Raw genomic sequence first — 16,239 nt, 5'->3', positions numbered from 1 at the left:
CTGTCCCGGCTTTCGCCATGGACGCTCGAACGAGGGGAGATTGAGCGTGATCAAGCTGGTTGAGGTCGTGCACTGCGACGCCTGCGCAAAGAAGGGCGAAGAGCGGGACGCGACAACCGCGCTTTCGGTAGCCGGGGATTCCTACGACCTGTGCGACGAGCACGGAGAGAAGTTCCGCGCCTACTTCGAGGCCCTGTTCACCGTTGAAATGACCGCCGCGCAGAGCGCGTAAGGAAAGGGATACATCATATGTCGAAGGCATTCGAGGCGATGAAGTACGGCCCGATCGGTGAGGCCGTGACCAATGCGATGCCGCACACGGAGGCGGACCCGATAGGCGTGCTCGCGTCCACGCTGGCTGTGTTCTCGTCGGCCCTCAATGGCCGAGTCATCATGGAGGGGGGCAGGCCGGCCGTCGTCTGGACGGTCCTTGTCGGCAAGTCCGCGCTTGGCAGGAAGGGCACCGCGAAGCGGACGGCAGACCGCATCCTGTCCCCATCCATCGGCGGATTCATGCACTCCCGCACCTATGCGGGCGTCACCTCCGGGCCGTCCCTGGTGAACATGCTCTACACGCTGGAGATGGACTCGCCACGCTCGGAGATGGGGCAGGACGGCCGGGCCCTGATCGTGGAAGAGGAGTGGTCGTCCGTACTGAAGCGGTCGCGCCGCTGCCCCACCTTCAGTCAGCAGCTCCGCTCGGCGTGGGATGGCGTCCCGATCTCGAACACCACCAAGAAGGGCATTCAGGAGGTGGCGCGGCCCCTGCTGGGCGTTCACGCGCACATCACCCCCGGTGAGTGGGCGAAGTACGTCTCGGCGACCGAGGCCCTGGGCGGCAGCTTCAACAGGTACCTTCCGGTCCTGGTGGAGCGCTCGAAGATGCTCCCGTACAACCACAAGGCCAAGATCGGTGAGACCAAGGCTCTGTCGGATGCCTACCACTGGGCACTGCGAGAGCAGCGGGTGATCTCGTTCTCTGCCGACGCTGGGCGTCGCTATGACGAGCTGCGGGCCATCATCGAGGACCGCATGGCGGAGATGCCCGAACACCTCTCGTGCTACATGGAGCGGTCGGCCGAACAGGTCGCCCGAGTTGCGGCCATCTTCACGGCGTCCGAGCGTAAGACGAAGATCAGCCGGAAGGCTCTGGAGGCTGCCTGGGCCTTCGTTTCGTACTCCATGGCCAGTGTCGAGAAGCTGGTGATGGACTCCGCGAACGCTTCGCAGAAGGCGGTCAAAACCGTGCCGGACATGATCCGCGAGAAGCTGGAGATGTACGGCGGAGAAGCCACCTCGACGCTTCTCCTGCGGTCGCTGGGTACGCGGGTCACAGCTGCCAGTCTCAAGGCCATGGTTGCGGATATGCCGGACGTGGAAATGATCACGGAAAAGCGGACGGCCGGCCGTGGGGCCCCCTCGATCATCTTCCGCCTGGTTGACGCACAGGCGGAGGAGATCACGGCCGAGCAGCCGAAGCCGGAAGCGGAATCTACGACATCCGTGCGGACTGCACGTAAAGTGGTTGAGAAGCCGACTAAGCGGAAGGCTGCTGCAAAGCCCCGCCTTTCCGTTGTCGGCGCGACCGAGCAGCCGGTGAAGGCGAGCCGGGCAGGTGCGAAGAAGAGCACCGCTCCCGCGAAGGCTCCCGCCGTTGACCCGCTGAAGGATGCACTGGCCGCCCTCTTCTAGGACTGAGAGCACATGATCGAGCCCAAGCGAGCAAAGCAGTTCTCCACGCCTGCGAAGCGCGCTGCTCACGAGTGGACCTTGTTGGACCAGGAGGAGAAGGAAGCCCGACGCGACCGCAAGGCGCGTCGGGCAGCGCTCACCAGGCGCAAGGACCGCCCCCGTAACGGACCGATCAGAACGCTTCGAGTCCACCCGGCCGTCATGAGGACCGCGCTGCGGCAGGCCGGGGGAGATGCCAGCCGTATCCGGATCGTGAGCGAGACGGAAGTGTGGGTTGTCTGATCACAAACTAAGAGGGCACCCCGAGGGGCGCTTGCAGTGCACCGCTTGCCGGGCCGCATTCCTGACGAAGGGATCGGCCCGGCTTTCTGTTGCCTCGTGCCCTGGGTTCCCGGTGGCGCACGGCCACCGATACGAGCGAGAGCACGTCCTCTACCCCTTCTCCTATAACCGCGGGGACGGATACGGACCTGACCGCTTGTGCGACGTAATCGACTGCGCGCAGTGCGTAGGACACGAATGCGACTGCGACGTGTGCACCGATCGACTTGAAATTCCGAGCCTGCGAATCCTCATGGATAGCCACGACGTGAGCCGGGCCCGCTCTATCAACTGGGAGATGGAAGAAATGGCGCAGGAACTGTCCGAGAAGCTGGCCGGCCTCAAGCTCGGCGACTACATCACCGCCACCGGGCAGGACACCCGCGGCCACGCGGTGACCCGCGTCGGCTTCCTGCTGTGGGAGCCGAAGGAGGTCAAGGCTCAGCGCGACGGCACCTCTACGAAGGCGTGGCGGGTGTTCGTCGGCGGGAAGGACAACCAGCCCACGGACCGTTCGACCTGGGTGACCATGTTCCCGGACTCGGGATCGGTCGAGCTGCTGACGACCGACCCTGACGGGATCGAGTGGCAGGACACCGAGGTGCGGAACGCGGTGTCGTCGGCCGTGTTCGTGTACGGGGGCAAGGGCGGGAAGAACAGCACCGGCCCGCGCCAGGCCCGGAAGGTGCGGATCGGCTACACGGCGAGCGGAGCCTACGCGCTGACCGACCTGGAGACGAACGAGCTGGTGGACACCTTGCGCCTTCAGTCGCGGATCTGGTGGGCTCCGATGCCCGCTGACCACTACGAGAACCAGGACAGGCCGAAGCAGCTCGGCCGCAAGGTCAACGAGCACCAGGACCAGGACGAGACGCCCGCTCCCGAGTGGCAGAAGTTCAAGATGCAGCGGTTCGTACCTTGGGGGGACACCCCCGCGTACTTCCGCTTCGGAGGACTCGCGAAGCGCAAGGCGCAGGTCGAGGGACCGATGGTGCGCGTCCGCTGGGCGGAGTCGCGGTTCGGCATGAACAAGCTGGTCGACGTGCACACCAATGAGGTGGTGGACGAGGTGCACAGCGCCTCGAACATCTGGGCTGTGCCTGCCACCGAGGAGGAGATAGCGGCCATGCCGCCGCTGGTCGAGCTGCCCGACGCTCGCCCTGATTACTCGCTTCCTCCCGAGGAGAGGAACGAGCGCCTGGTGGACGAGGACGACCAGGAGGAAGAGGAGTACGTAGAGCCGCGGAAGCCGATCCGGTCGGGTGTGCTCTTCGAAGGCTGGCTCGGGGAGAAGGACGACACGGGAGGCTTCAAGGTGTGGGACAACGCCCGACGCCGTGTGATCGGTTGGCTGAGCGCCGACTACAGCATGTTCCGCCCGGTCGGGGCGTGACCTTGTCTCCTCTCCTCATGCCCCAGAAGCGCCCCTCACGACTCGTGCAGGGGCGTTACTCGTCTCTGGCTATGAAGTGGCGAGACGGGGTCTGGAAGGACTGACGAAGACGGGCCCCGGCCATGCGCCGGCCGGGGCATGGAAACATCGAAGCTGTCAGTGCGGGCCGGTACGCTGGCCCCCGCGTGACCAGGACCGGGAGGGTGCACAACGATGGCAAGTGAGCACATCATCAGCGAGGAACCTGCGATCGGCGCTCGGGTGATGATCAAGGCCCAGAAGTTCGGGACCGGCGAGGTACAGAACGCGTGGCGCGTTCTGGTCGACTGGGGCTGCGACGGAGACACCCGGAAGGCGTTCGCTCTCGTCGCCGCTGAGGTTGGCACCGAGGAAGCCACGGAGATTCTGAACCGGGCCGAGATCCTGGTCTGACCGAGGCACCCTGAAACGAGAAAAAGGCCCACCCTCAAAACGAGGGTGGGCCTTTTTTGTTTGTCCACTTTTGACATGGACATTATTTCATTCTCTCACTCCGAAGCGGACCCCTCCGCCTCAGTACTGGGCAGGCGTACTCGCCTGGTCGGCTGACTCACCGGCCGCCTTCTCCGCTGCGATGGCCTCAAGGGCCTTCTGCGCAGCCGCAGCACGGTCCCAGGGGGACGGCGCGGCCAGCGCGGCAGCAGTCTTGGTGTTCTCGTGTCGCTGGGCAACCTCACTCACACCGAAGAGAGCCGCGGCAGTGGCCACAAGGCCCTCCCACGGGATGTCGGGGAAGAGGAACGCGGCCAGCGGTACCGCAGCCGCAGCAGCACCGACGATGCGGACAGCGTGCTTCGAGATAAATTCATTCATTCGCAACTCCAGTCAGGAAAAGGTCACTTGCACTGAGACTTGGCCGACTCCTTGGCGCTCGCCTTTGGAGTGGCAGTCGACTTGGGCTTGGTCGTCGCCTTCGGCGTCGAGCTGGCCTTCGGCGTGGAGGCCGGCACGGTCACCTTCTGGCCCGGCTGAATCACGTTGGCGTCCTTGATCCCAGGGTTGAGACCGAGGACCGCTGCGAGGGACACGCCTGCACTGGCAGCGATCAGGCCGAGCGTCTGACCGGCCTTCACGACCACGACCTTCGTCTTCGCGGTGCTGGGCTTGGCGTGCGCTGCGGTCGAGCTGGTCACGGGAGCAGACGCCTTCGCGGCGTAGTGGAAACCGGCCTTGCCCTTCAGCGCGGGGTCAGCGGTCGTGATGCCCTCGGTGTACTTCGGCAGGCCGTACCCGTAGGTGTTGGCGTCCCGACGCTTACGCGTCCGCACATAGACACCATTGCCTTCCGGGGAACCATCCGTGTTCGTATTGCCTTCCACGGTCGTGATCGTGTCGGCATCGTAGGCAACACAAATCCCGGTGTGCGTCCCACCGTCCTTGCCGAAAAAGACCTGACTGCCGATAGCGGGGTACTCGGAGAATCGCCCCTTCTGCCGGAACCAGTTCACGCCGTAGGCGCAGGAAGCGGAACGCGGGAACAGGTCAGCGACTCCAGCCTTGAGCGCCACCCACGAAACGAAGAGAGCGCACCAGGGGTACTCGCCTGCGCTCACCCACGCCATACCGGGGACCTGATCGGCATACTTCTCGTGGTTGTTCCAGTGGCCGTTCGAAAACCCTTCCTTGTAGCCCTTCTCGGCCTTCGCGATACTCAGTACGCTCGCAGCCTCACTCGCCATGTCGTCTCCCTCTGGGCATAGAAAAAGCCCGGACCACATGGCCGGGCTGCACGTCGTGCTCTCGCCTTCAGCGGCGAAGCGAATTAATTCGTTCAGGGTCAAGGGCAGTCAGCAGCTCGATAAGCCGAGCGTTCTCGGCCTCGATGCGAGTCAGACGTTCCTTGATTTCATTCATGTCGTTCTGAAGACGGTCTGCGCGAGCGCGCTGTGCCTCGGCCTCTTCCTTCCAGACCTTCGCGGTATTGGTCTGCCAAGCCGCCCTGACAATGATCAGGGCGGCAGCTACAGCAGAGACCAGGCCCGCGTAATCGATAATGCTCTTAGGGCCCATAGCTCTACCTCATTACGCAGGCGCGATAGTCGTAACGGTTCCGCTGGAGCCTCGGTACTTGAGTGCACCGGACTGCACGAACAGGATTCCGCCGCCACTCGGGTTGGTGGTCGGGGCGGTCGTGACGTTCTTGATGCTCACGACTGCACCGGAACTTCCGCCGAGATCCGCGGTGGTGCTACCGAGCTGGAGAGCCTTCGTCAGGAAGGCCACGGAATTCGTGATCTGGGCACCAGCGCCGGTGATCTCGAAGACGATATTGCCGTCAGCGTCCTTGAATCGGACGATGGAAGGGGCGGTCGAGGTAGCGCCCACCACCTCAAGGGCCACGGTCGAGGAGTCGTTCTGCTGGACGAATACACGGCCTGCGTGAGCTGCGCCGTCCACACTCAGCGTGTCCGTGACCAGGTTGTTCGTCATCAGCCCGCCCGGCCGCAGCTCGGCCGGCCCAGGGCCCATGTGCGAGACCGCGTAGGTGTATCCGGAGACACCCTTCTTCGCGACCTCGGCCGTGATGATCCCTTCCGGGTAGGCAGGCAGGCCGTATCCGTACACATTCGCATCGGAACGCTTGCGCTTACGGAAATACACCCCGTCGCCTTCGGAAGTACCGTTATCCGAGGTGTTTGCTTCGATCGTCCATATGTAAGTCGAGTCGTAGGCGTAAACGATCCCGGTGTGGTCCTGTCCCGAAGTTCCGTACATGACCTGCGCCCCGATAGCGGGGTACCAGGACCAGCGTCCGGCACTGTTGAACCATGTGACAGCGGCAGAGCAGTCAGCGGTTCGAGGGAAAAGCGACGCGCATCCGGCGCGCATCGCCACCCACGAAGTGAAGACAGCACACCAGGACTGACCCTGCGCCCAGCCAAGGCCGGGGACTTCCGAGGCGTACTTCTCGGCATTGGTCCAGCCGCCCTCGGCGTACCCCTCGCGATAACCGATCTGCGACTTGGCTACAGCGATAACCTGCGCCATGAGCGAGATAGCCATTGATTCCTCCTAGTCAGCTCTGAAGGAGCGTGTTGATTACTCCTGCGACGTAGGAGTTACCGGCATCGGAAAGGTGGACAGAGTCAGTGCCGGCCGCACCCGGAGAAGCCGGGTTGGCCCAGAAGCCCTGCGCGTTGAAGTAGTTCCATGAGTTACGGCCAATGCTCCACAGGTCGACTAGCGCAGCCTCGAAGGAAAGCGCCAGGCCGTGAGCACGGTCCACGTAGTCCTGGTATCGGTAGTTCGAGAAGTCAGCCGTCCCAATGTGAGGCAGGACAATCACGATGTCGGTTGCCCCAGTCAGCGATCCGCCATCGCGGATGTACGCGAGGTGCTGTCGCACAGTGGACGCCCAAGCGTCAGCCGAGACGCCATTCATTACGTCCTCGGGGCTGACCATGTAAACGGCGAGATCAGCCGGGTAGCTCGGTCCGCCATTCCAGTCCAGCCGTCCGGGAGCGGTGTAGTGGGAGGCGAATCCATTCCGACGACCGAAGTTGTTCACGACGGTTCCGGAGGCGTTCTCGGCTGAGACGCCGAGTACCGAGAGGTACTGCGAAGCGGTGCCGGTGTGCGTCAGCTTCACCGTGTGAGTGCCTGCCGACAGGCCGGTGACCGTGGTCTTCCGAACGGCCAGGCCAGTCGTCGCGGTGTCAGTGACCGCGACAGCGGTAGCGCCATCGATCGAGTACGACCAGGGCGAGCGAGCACCGTCGGCGCTCAAGGTGTAGATGCCGACCGTGGTCCCGCGAACAGTGAAGGTGAGCGTCGCGCCGTTGGCGTTGGCGTACAGATAGCCCCAGCCCGGACCCATCTGGTAGCCGCCGATGTTCCAGGTGCCCGTCTGAGTCACCAGTCCGCCAGAGGCGGTCCACTGGGTGATAGCCGCAGCATCCGAACCGGAGATGCCCTGAGCGCTGAAGAGCGCCGAGTGGAAGCCTGTACCGCCGTCGCCGCAGGTGGCCTGAAGCGACGTCGCCAGGACGCCAGGCCAAGACTTCGTGCGGAGATTCGAGGCGTAGAAGCCGACCGCGGAGCTACCGCCGAAAACGGCCACGTTCGCCTTGCCGGCCCCCTGCTTCGCAGCGTCCCTCTTGGGTCGCCAGAACTCGCCCCAGCCGCTCGGGGCGTAAATGCCCTTGGCCTGAGAAGCGACGGAGTTAGGGGCCTTCACCCACGAGGCAGCCGTGTTGCTGACGAAGTTCGCGTCCACGTACGCCCTGGTCCCGTGGGGGTCGCTCGCTACGAGGTGAGCTTCGAACCGCTCGCCGATCGTGACCGAGGTGAGGGCGACCTTCCCGCCTCCGAAGTCCACCCACAGACGCTCGACACCATCGGGGCCGTAAAAGGTCGGGAGGAAGCCGTTAGCGTCAGCGGCCAGGGACGAGATGGGGGCACCGTCCGCGTCGGTCAGGTCAACGATCTGGTTCGCGCCGCTGGTCGGACCGTCCCACGCTGTACCGGTGGCGTTGGGGACTCGGGCACCGTTCACATCCTCGGCAACGTCAGCGGCAGAACCACCAAAGAGATTTCGTGCCACTCGGCACCTCCTGAATCAGGGCATAAAGAAAGGCCCTGCCGGGGATGCCGGGGGCCGACGTATTTCTGAATGAGTTGGGTTACTCGCTGAATTCATTCGCTTCGTAAGAGCCGGAAAGGTACAGCTTCGATCCGGGAGGAAGCATCCTTAGACCATCGAGACCCTGCGCAAGGTTCGTCCAGTTCGGCACGTACAGCGCGACGTTCGCGTTGCCGTCTCCCGCGAACGCAGTGACCTGCATGAGGTTCGGCATATTGCCTTGCTCGGCGGGGTTCGTGAGAATGCCCGTGAGTACCTGCCGCATCGCGCCATTCGCAGGTACCGGGAGAGTCACACCGAGGTAGGTGTTACTGCCCGAGACAACGACGCCCGTGTCCTCGTACGCGTCGAACTGCGCAGAGAACTGGACCGTGTTGGGGGCGATCCACCGATAGCGGCCCTTGCGGGTACCCGGTGAAGTCTTGCCGTTGAACATGCTCGGGGTATACGAGTACGCCTTGCCGAGGGTCTGGGTCCACATGAAGCCGTCCCGGCCCTTGAACCCCTCGGTCTGGGTCGAGTTGCGGTTGACGTCCATGTCGTACAGGAAGGACCCGGACTGTACGTAGGGGGCCGTCAGGTCCGTGTTCCAGGGGGACTCCACACGGGGCGGCATGTCGAACATCAGGCGGGAGCTGACGGAGATCGCCGCGTTGCTCTTGGGGACTGCCACCTCGTGAAGAACCATGTCCCAGTTGCCACCGATGGAACGAGTGGGCTGCGGGGCGACTGGGGTAGCCGCGGGCTGGCCAGGGATCACGACGAGGTTCACGGACCCGGCCGACAAGTCGGCGCGGATGGCGATGATGTCGATGCGGGCGTAGCTCGACGTGTTGTCTGCGATCGTCAGGGACTTCGTGCCGGTCAGCTCGTAGTAGAAGCCACCGACCCAAGCCCGGCCAGCGTTGACCACCACCGTGCGGCCGGTCGTGGTCGTGTAGAAGGGCAGGTCTGTCGACTCGTACGAGGAGGCGGTGAGACGCCGGTCTATTCGGTCGCCTCCCCACATCTGCGCCATCTTTTGCCACTGCGCCTGGGAGACCGTATTGGAGCCGCCGGCCCCGTTGGCGGCCGAGAACGGATAACTAAGTTCTGCCATTACATCCTCGTTTCTAGCTTCCTCAGCTTCTCGCGCATCTCGAATACGGTCTTGTAAAGGTTCAAGGGGTTGCCGGTGCCCTGCTCACCGATCTTCGGGGAAACGGTCGTCGTCTTGCCGCCGTCCTCAACGGTGATATCGACCTCGCGGACGATGTCGCTGTATTCGGTGCCGTCAGCGATTACCGTCACGACGTCCCCAACGAAGTAGTCCCGGCCGAACTGGAGCTGGGGGGTGTCGATGGGGTAGATCTGGAAGTTGCCGTTGGGTGCGCCGTCGCTGAGTGCAGAATCCGCGGCATCGATCACAGCAGCCTTGGCCGAGTTGAAGTCGGCGTCAGTCATGTCCGTGGTTGCCTTCATCGGCTGGCCCGTGCTCGGGTTCGTCTTCAGTCCGAGGTCACGCCGGTCAATGAACGTCTCGCGGATCGTGCCCCATTCGGCTTCGGCATCCGCGTTGATCTTCTGGTAGATGTACCGCTCGGCTCCATCGCCCTGACAGGCCACGATGGCTCGGGTGGTGGACGGGGCAGAGAGAGTCCAGATGTACTCGCGCAGGTTGCCCAGCTCCCTGGAGAAGCGGACATCCGCGGAGCGGTCCTGGGGAGTGAACACGTCCAGGACGATCTTCTTCGTGTTGGGGTCGTACACGAACCGGTAGCCGGTCTGCTTGGTGTCGATCCACTCTTCGAACTTGGTCCCGAGGACATCGAACCGAAGCGAGTCGTCCACCTGGTCCCCGAGGTTGGGGACGCTGGGGAAGACGACACCCGCCGCTCGACGGTCAGCGAGCGCAGCCGGGCCCAGCGCCGACGACAACTCCTGCCAGACCGCTGTACCGGCCTTCCCTGACACCGTTCGTGTGGCAACGCCCGTGTACTGCTGGGCGATGGTCTTCGTAGGGCTGGGGAAGGCGAGGCGCTGATAGGCCAGCTTGTTGTCACACGGCCCACCGACGTACAGGGAGCCTGCCTCGGTGTGCTGCTCAACCGTCCAGTAGTGCTGGAAGGACTCGATGGGGCCGGTCAGGATCGGCTTGGCTACGCCGTCCTGGTAAATGGCGACGCCGCCTCCCTTCTGGAGAAGGTCAGCCTGCGGCGTACCGGCCTTGATGAGCAGCGTCCATGAGCCGGCCTGGCAGTAGCGCACCACCAGGTCCAGCTTCATCCACGTGTCGATCTCGCCCACCCGGTTAAGGTCCCGGTCGCGCACCTCGATTCGATAACCCATAGATCAGTAGCTTTCGTAGCGCGGATTGAATGAAATGGAAATGGAGGCCGGCCCACTGCCCGCCACCAGGCCCACATCAATCAGCGAGTCGCCGGGCGGGATGTTCCACAGCACCGGATTGGGTGCCAGCAGCGGGTAATAATTCGTTCCCAAGTCGTCCTTGAGCGTCTTGTAGCCGGGGCGAGAGTCCACGACGAGCGTTCGGCCAGTCGGAATGACATCCGCACCCGAACTGAGAGGGCCGATGGTGAAGGACTCTCCGAATTCGTTGGTCAACGTCAGTTGCTTGACGGGCCCCGTGATTTCCCACGTGGGCCAGGCTTCGATGTCTCCGGGGTTGGTGACGCTGACGATGGTTTCCGATGGTAGGCCCTCAGAGAGACTGGGCGGCAGGAAGGTGCCGCCGTTGTTGAAGAACGGCTTTGCGGAGTCAAAGGCCCAGCTAGCGACCGTCACCTCGTCCGAGTAGAACCAGGGGTCAAAGGCCGTGAGCTGGATTCCGTACTTCACCCACGTGAAACCGGCCTGGTCGGTAGCCTCACTGCCTTCTAGCCCGGACTTGTAATAGCAGTACAGGTACCGCGGATGCCCGTTGGATTCGACAAACTTCAGCACGCAATACCCGCGCTTCGGGTTGAGTGCGTTGATGAGCTGACGCTTCAGATTGCGTACCGACCTGCGATCGACTCCGTGAAGGAAGACGGGAAGCATGATTTCGCGTTGCGTGGCCCTGGCACCCCGGAACATTCCACCGTCGAGGTTCGGGCTGTCATCCGAATGCAGCTCCATGGGCGGGGAGTCCAGACCTGTAGCACCCGGCAGCATGAATATGCTTGGCCAGGCACCACCGGCGAACCCGGTGAGGGGGATTTCCTCCCCCTCACCGTTGTTCCCAGTGATGGACACGAAGGTGTGCTGCCATACGACGCGATCCGGAGGTTGAGGGCCTGCAAAGCCTCGGTTGTCCCTCAGTACTGCCGGTGATACGGCGGGAATTGGCATGGCACACTCCTATTCGCTTAGAGACCGCCGTAAAGCGCCTCCGCGTACTGCATCGCACGAAGTACGGCCTGAGTGCTGTTCTCAGACTTCGCTTCGTGAATGTGGATTTCGTACTTCTTTCCGCCGAGAATCCCGGCAGTGTCCTGGTCGTTGTAGACCCGCTCGCCTCCGCTGAAATCGATCAGCTCGGGTCCGCGCTCGCCGACGAGGGCGAGACCAGGCGAAGCAGAAGCGGTCCCCGTCCAATAGCCCTTGGTCCCGGAGAGGGCCTTCGGCCAACCCGATCCGTACCGGTGAACTGCGTAGTTCAGGCCCGCGTAGATCGAGGCGAGTCCGTTGGTAATCCCCAGGCCCCTGTACGGGCCGGCGTACGCCGCGAAGGTTTGCGGAATTGTCTGCATAAGGCCCTGAGACGGGTAGCCGGCCTTCGCGTTGCTGTCCCAGTTGTTGATGGCCTTCGGGTTACCGTTGGACTCAACCTGGATTCGGTGCAGCACCAGATCCGTGTAATCCTGCGACAGCTTCAATTCACTCAGGACGCGCTTGACCGTGGGAGTCCATCGCGTGACACCCGCACCGGGCGGATTGTCGAAGGAGTACTTCTGCGCGATATCCGAAGGCTTGGAGGCGTTGACCTTGTCCTTGTCCGAGAAGTCGAAAAGGCCCTTCGTGTTCGGAAGGGCTTCCTTTCCTGTCTCGTAGACATCGCCCAGCACGGTCTTCGCATAGTCCATGGGAGAGGTCGCGAAAGACTTCACGGCCTTCACCATGTCGACTATCTGATTGATTTCACCGGTGCCGACTTCCCAAAGGGCGTCGATCGTCTTAGTCACAGACCCAACCGGATCGGTTATCAGATCCTTCGCACCGCCGACGATGGACTTCACGGAATCCCAGACGCCGCCGAACAGGTCATCGAAAACGCTCGTCAGGGTGTGCGTCGAGAAAGTATCCCCGAGGAACCTTTCGCCTCGTTCCAGGATGTTCCCGTTGCCCTTCCAGACATCGTCATGGAAGTAGTCGCCGAGCGTCGGAGCAAAGGCACCTCCGATGATGCCGACGATCTGACCAACAACCGTGGGCAGACGCTTCAGGAACCTCCAGGAATCCTCCGTGACGAAGTTATAGATCCCGTCGAACTTCCCCGCCAGGTCGGAACCGATGTAGTGACCGGAGCCCTTGCCGGCCCCCAGCATTCCCGACTGGATATCTCCACCGAGAGGGACAGACGTAGCGTCAAAGGCCATCGTGTTGATAGCCGCGGTCGCATCAGGCCAGATGTTCTGGTTGTGAATCATGTCGATGATCTTGTCGATGCCGAAACGGCCGACAATGCCACCACCGGCATATCGGGAAAGCTGGCCCTTACGGGCCATCGCATTCCAGGAATGGATCAGCGGAGCCCCAAGAGTGGCCGTGACTTCCGGACGGAGAATTGCTTCACCAGGCGACAGGATCGCGGGAACCGAGTCGACGCCAGGCATGTAGCCGGGAAGAACACCGCCCGTAGCGAAGTGAGCAAGGTTGCCCTGGCTCGTGATTACGCCACCTGTGTACGGCTTCTTCGGCTTCTTACCTGAGCCACCCGACGAACCGCCGCTCTTGTGATCGGCGATGTTGTCGAGGGACGTGTCCAGGTGGTTGGCCGCAGTGTGCGCCTTATCAAGGGCGTCCTTCAGGTCATCGACCTGACCCTTGACGTCCTTCAGGCTGCGTCCGTTCAGCAGACCGATACGACCAGCGAGGGACGTGCTTCCCGTGCCCTGGCCGACCTTCGTGTACGTCTTGTCGGCAGCCGAGGTCAGCTTGTCGAACCAATCCCTGATGTCCTTCAGGGAGCGGCCGTTGAGCAGACCAACCCGGCCGGCCACCGAGCCGGAACCCGTACCTTGTCCAACCTTGTCGTAGACGCGATCAGCCGCGTCGTGGACCTTGTCGAACTGGCCCTTCAGGGTGTTGAGAGAGCGCCCGTTAAGCAGGCCCACACGACCGGCGAGAGAACCGCCGCCAGTGCCCTGGCCAACCTTGGTGTAGCCCTTCTCGGCAGCATCGTGGACGTGGTTGAACTCGCTCTTCAGCGCGTCCAGCTTCTTGCCGTTGAGGACGACCACAGAGTGAGCCGTGTCATCGACCTTGTTCTTCAGGTCAGTGACCGTGCCGTGGGCACCATCGACAGTGACCTTGAGCTGAACCAGCTTCTTGCCGTCGAGCTGGGTGACCTCGGTCTGAGCGTTCTTCAGCTCGGCCGTCAGCTTGTCGACGTCTTGCTTGGTGTCGGTGAGCTGCTGCCGGACGTTGGTCAGAGAGACACGGTTCAGTGGGTCGAGGCCCTGAGTCTGGATCTGGTGAACCTGCTGCTGAGCATCCCGAGCAGCACCCGCAACGCTGTCGTTGCCACTGCTGGCCAACTGATGGGCCAGGCGGTCAACGTCCATGCCCGCGACTTCACGAAGCCGGTCACGGAGATCCGCGGTACGGTCCTCCGCCTCACGGATCTGAGCTGCAACCCGGTCCATGTTCGAGCGGATGCCGTCAGCCTGGCTATTGCGGCCGGTGACGCGGTCTCGGGCGCGTGCGACGGGTCCACGGGTGTCTCCGCCGCGCAGCGTGGTGCGGCGGTCCCGGTAGCCCTCACGGAAGCTGTCTCCGTTGGCCCATGAGCGCGTACCTGCGAGGCCCTGGCGGACGACACGAGTAGAGCCGCGCACCGCGTTGAAGGCACCCTTCGCCGGGCTCAGCCCGATGCCCATGATCTTCGTCAGCTTGCCGATGGTCTTCGACAGAAGGCCGATGCCGATAAGCAGGGGTGCTACGACTACCGCAATCTTGGCGATCTCGGTAATGGCGTCCTTGATTGCCGGGTGTTCCTCAAGGAAGTTCGCAGCAGTCTTGAACCAGCCAGTGATCCGCTTGATTTCCTCAGCGAAGGTCATCAGTAGATCGGGGAGCTGCTTCAGGGCGGACTTTCCGATGTCCCCGACCTCATCGAGGACACCTCCCTTGCCCATGAAGGCGTTGCCCAGCTTGGTGTACTGGTACTGCCCGTCCTTACCGGGCTCGGCGAACATCTTGCCGAGACGGTTTGTGGCCCCCTCGGTCATCTGCTGTATTCGGCCGGTGATGGTGGCCGAAGTCATCGTCTTGCCGTAGCCCGCGGAACCGCCACTGCTGTTCGGGTCGTGCCCGTCGTCATTGACGATGAACTGCCCGTTCTTGTCCTTGAGTGGCTTCCCGTCCTTGCCCTTCTTGAAGTAGTTCGGGTCCCAGTACTGGAGAAGGTTGTTCATCATCTCGTTGCCGGAAACGCCGCCACCCTTGGTGACAGGAGTACCGACAACCTTCCAGAACTCGCCTGCACTGTTGAAGCCGAACATCTGGGCCAGCTCGGGCGCGGGGATACCCGTGGCGTTCACAAGCTGGCTGATGTTGCGGGTGCTCGCCTTGTCCGTGTCGGACATGCGGTCAAGGGCATACATGGCGCGCTGGAACATCGAGGGGTCGAGGTTTCCCGCTCGGGCCATGGAGTCGCCGACAGCCATGATCAGGTCAGTGGTCTTACCGGCAGCCTGATTTGCGGCCTGCGTCTTGGTGGCCTTCTTGTACCAGTCAGGGTCAGCAGCCGCGAGAGAGCGGATCATCTTCATTTGGTACTCGTGCATCACGTCGACGCTGAACGGAGTATCAATGGCGTACTGCTGAACCGTGGCCATTTCCGAAGCCGCGGTCTTGTTGTCCACACCGGCAGCGGTAAGGCCCTTCTGGCCGAGGATTCGCATATCGGCGGACTTGATACCGATGGTCGTGAGCGCGCCGGCCACCAGGCCGAGAGGGGCAAGCAGGTTGGTCGTAATGAGGTTTCCGGCCTCAGTGGCGTGATTGCCCATCGTCTCGATGGTCGATCCGACGCTCTTGAACTTCCCCTGAAGGCGGGTGAATCCCTCGTTGTTCTGCGTCTGCACTCGGGCAAGCTGGGTGCGGTAATCCGTCAGCTGACGACGCAACTCCCGCTGAGTGTTCTGAGAGTCAGTGACCTGCGTCCGAAGCATCGTCTGGCGCTGGCGCTGGGTCTCCCGCAGCTCGGTGCGGATACGCGTCTCGTTCTCGCGAATCAGGCGGAGTCGAGCGGCCTCAATCTCCCGTTCCATGCGGGCGGACTGCTCACGCTCCGCGCGCTTCTCCCGCTCCGTCGTACGGACTCGGGTGGCTTCCTCTCGGGCCAAACGGTCCTGAGTGGCAGCGATCTCCCGATCCATGCGGGCTTCGTCTTCGAGCGCCTGCCGCCTGGCCTTCTGCTTCGCCTTCTCGGCGGCCTCGACCTGCTTTGCGGAGGCGGCGACTTCCGCGGCTTCCTGCTTGGCGATGCGGGCGTTGGACTCGCGTACGTACTTCTCGTACTCGGCCTGCGCCTTCTCCTTGCGGGTGATCGCCTGCTGCTGAGACTTTGCGGCCTGCGTCAGGGACTCGGTCTCCTGGCGCTGAGTCGCCTTGAGAGCGGCCTGAGTCTCCTTGCTGGTCTCCTCGACCAGGGCGCGCTTCTTCTCCTCCAGCTTGCGCAGCTCGCGGAACCGCTTCGTGGCCTGCTCGCCGTACTGCTTGGTGAGGTCAGCCTCAATCTTGGCGATGACCTCGGCAGAGTCCTTGACCTCGGCTTCTGCGGCAGCGCCCGCCTTCGCGGCGGCAGTGCGGACAGCCTTCTCGATGCCCTTCAGGCCCTCGGTGGTGGCGGTCGTGAACTCCTTGCCAGCCTGGCGGCCAGCCTTCTCCATCTCCCGAGCCATCTCGGCACGGAACTTGCGCACCGTCTCTTCGGAAAGCCGGGGGTTGATCTCGATGTAACCGGAACCAACCTTGATAGGTCCACGACCAGTAGCCGCCATACCGG

14 protein-coding genes are annotated in these 16,239 nt (G+C 63.0%); 5 read left to right on the top strand and 9 right to left on the bottom strand.

Translation table 11 applies throughout. The features are described from left to right. Positions 1 to 46 precede the first annotated feature (46 nt). The 5 genes from ABZ464_RS02800 to ABZ464_RS02780 all read left to right on the top strand — a co-directional run bounded on the left by ABZ464_RS02800 (position 47) and on the right by ABZ464_RS02780 (position 3,838). Positions 47 to 232, top strand: coding sequence for a hypothetical protein (locus ABZ464_RS02800; protein WP_359269935.1), 186 nt, complete (start codon positions 47 to 49; stop codon positions 230 to 232). Between the two features lie 17 nt (positions 233 to 249). Continuing rightward, positions 250 to 1,692, top strand: a complete 1,443-nt coding sequence (locus ABZ464_RS02795; protein ID WP_359269933.1) for a hypothetical protein — start codon at positions 250 to 252, stop codon at positions 1,690 to 1,692. Between the two features lie 12 nt (positions 1,693 to 1,704). After that, on the top strand, positions 1,705 to 1,974 hold the full coding sequence (locus ABZ464_RS02790) for a hypothetical protein (RefSeq protein WP_359269931.1): 270 nt from the start codon (positions 1,705 to 1,707) through the stop codon (positions 1,972 to 1,974). A 292-nt stretch (positions 1,975 to 2,266) separates the two neighbouring features. After that, positions 2,267 to 3,406 carry a hypothetical protein gene (locus ABZ464_RS02785; protein WP_359269929.1) on the top strand — a complete coding sequence of 380 codons (1,140 nt, stop codon included), beginning with the start codon at positions 2,267 to 2,269 and terminating at the stop codon, positions 3,404 to 3,406. Between the two features lie 213 nt (positions 3,407 to 3,619). Next, positions 3,620 to 3,838, top strand: a complete 219-nt coding sequence (locus ABZ464_RS02780; RefSeq protein WP_359269926.1) for a hypothetical protein — start codon at positions 3,620 to 3,622, stop codon at positions 3,836 to 3,838. Between the two features lie 120 nt (positions 3,839 to 3,958). On the opposite strand, the gene ABZ464_RS02775 is transcribed toward ABZ464_RS02780, so the two are convergent. From ABZ464_RS02775 to ABZ464_RS02735, 9 genes are all read right to left on the bottom strand, one after another. Continuing rightward, entirely contained in the window at positions 3,959 to 4,258 is a 300-nt protein-coding gene (locus ABZ464_RS02775) for a hypothetical protein (RefSeq protein WP_359269924.1), read from the bottom strand. A gap of 23 nt (positions 4,259 to 4,281) precedes the next feature. Further along, a complete protein-coding gene (locus ABZ464_RS02770; protein ID WP_359269922.1) occupies positions 4,282 to 5,124 on the bottom strand; it encodes a LysM peptidoglycan-binding domain-containing protein in 843 nt (280 codons plus the stop codon). Between the two features lie 67 nt (positions 5,125 to 5,191). Continuing rightward, entirely contained in the window at positions 5,192 to 5,455 is a 264-nt protein-coding gene (locus tag ABZ464_RS02765) for a hypothetical protein (RefSeq protein WP_333745372.1), read from the bottom strand. A gap of 12 nt (positions 5,456 to 5,467) precedes the next feature. Continuing rightward, positions 5,468 to 6,448: a CHAP domain-containing protein gene (locus ABZ464_RS02760; protein ID WP_359269919.1), complete on the bottom strand. Its 981-nt coding sequence runs from the start codon at positions 6,446 to 6,448 to the stop codon at positions 5,468 to 5,470. Positions 6,449 to 6,461: 13 nt separating this feature from the next. Then, positions 6,462 to 7,988 carry a hypothetical protein gene (locus ABZ464_RS02755; protein ID WP_359269917.1) on the bottom strand — a complete coding sequence of 509 codons (1,527 nt, stop codon included), beginning with the start codon at positions 7,986 to 7,988 and terminating at the stop codon, positions 6,462 to 6,464. A gap of 79 nt (positions 7,989 to 8,067) precedes the next feature. Next, complete coding sequence (locus ABZ464_RS02750; protein WP_359269914.1) at positions 8,068 to 9,126, bottom strand: hypothetical protein; 1,059 nt, start codon at positions 9,124 to 9,126, stop codon at positions 8,068 to 8,070. Next, the gene (locus ABZ464_RS02745) at positions 9,126 to 10,313 is read right to left on the bottom strand and encodes a siphovirus ReqiPepy6 Gp37-like family protein (protein ID WP_359269911.1); all 1,188 of its coding nucleotides are present in this window, start codon (positions 10,311 to 10,313) and stop codon (positions 9,126 to 9,128) included. The genes ABZ464_RS02750 and ABZ464_RS02745 overlap by 1 nt, the downstream gene beginning before the upstream one ends. 45 nt (positions 10,314 to 10,358) lie before the next feature. Further along, positions 10,359 to 11,357: a phage tail family protein gene (locus tag ABZ464_RS02740; protein ID WP_359269907.1), complete on the bottom strand. Its 999-nt coding sequence runs from the start codon at positions 11,355 to 11,357 to the stop codon at positions 10,359 to 10,361. A gap of 17 nt (positions 11,358 to 11,374) precedes the next feature. Further along, a complete protein-coding gene (locus ABZ464_RS02735) occupies positions 11,375 to 16,234 on the bottom strand; it encodes a transglycosylase SLT domain-containing protein (protein ID WP_359269905.1) in 4,860 nt (1,619 codons plus the stop codon). Between the last annotated feature and the right edge of the window lie 5 nt (positions 16,235 to 16,239).

Origin of the sequence: Streptomyces sp. NPDC005820 (assembly GCF_040630255.1) — a bacterium.
Lineage (GTDB): Bacteria > Actinomycetota > Actinomycetes > Streptomycetales > Streptomycetaceae > Streptomyces.
This window is presented reverse-complemented; position numbering and strand designations above follow the sequence as displayed.

What these genes read in the sequence shown, in the direction of transcription:
- ABZ464_RS02795 (WP_359269933.1), top strand. Translation starts at nt 250, where the DNA reads ATGTCGAAGGCATTCGAGGCGATGAAGTACGGCCCGATCGGTGAGGCC.
- ABZ464_RS02790 (WP_359269931.1), top strand. Translation starts at nt 1,705, where the DNA reads ATGATCGAGCCCAAGCGAGCAAAGCAGTTCTCCACGCCTGCGAAGCGC.
- ABZ464_RS02785 (WP_359269929.1), top strand. Translation starts at nt 2,267, where the DNA reads ATGGATAGCCACGACGTGAGCCGGGCCCGCTCTATCAACTGGGAGATG.
- ABZ464_RS02780 (WP_359269926.1), top strand. Translation starts at nt 3,620, where the DNA reads ATGGCAAGTGAGCACATCATCAGCGAGGAACCTGCGATCGGCGCTCGG.
- ABZ464_RS02775 (WP_359269924.1), bottom strand. Translation starts at nt 4,258, where the DNA reads ATGAATGAATTTATCTCGAAGCACGCTGTCCGCATCGTCGGTGCTGCT.
- ABZ464_RS02770 (WP_359269922.1), bottom strand. Translation starts at nt 5,124, where the DNA reads ATGGCGAGTGAGGCTGCGAGCGTACTGAGTATCGCGAAGGCCGAGAAG.
- ABZ464_RS02765 (WP_333745372.1), bottom strand. Translation starts at nt 5,455, where the DNA reads ATGGGCCCTAAGAGCATTATCGATTACGCGGGCCTGGTCTCTGCTGTA.
- ABZ464_RS02760 (WP_359269919.1), bottom strand. Translation starts at nt 6,448, where the DNA reads ATGGCTATCTCGCTCATGGCGCAGGTTATCGCTGTAGCCAAGTCGCAG.
- ABZ464_RS02750 (WP_359269914.1), bottom strand. Translation starts at nt 9,126, where the DNA reads ATGGCAGAACTTAGTTATCCGTTCTCGGCCGCCAACGGGGCCGGCGGC.
- ABZ464_RS02740 (WP_359269907.1), bottom strand. Translation starts at nt 11,357, where the DNA reads ATGCCAATTCCCGCCGTATCACCGGCAGTACTGAGGGACAACCGAGGC.
- ABZ464_RS02735 (WP_359269905.1), bottom strand. Translation starts at nt 16,234, where the DNA reads ATGGCGGCTACTGGTCGTGGACCTATCAAGGTTGGTTCCGGTTACATC.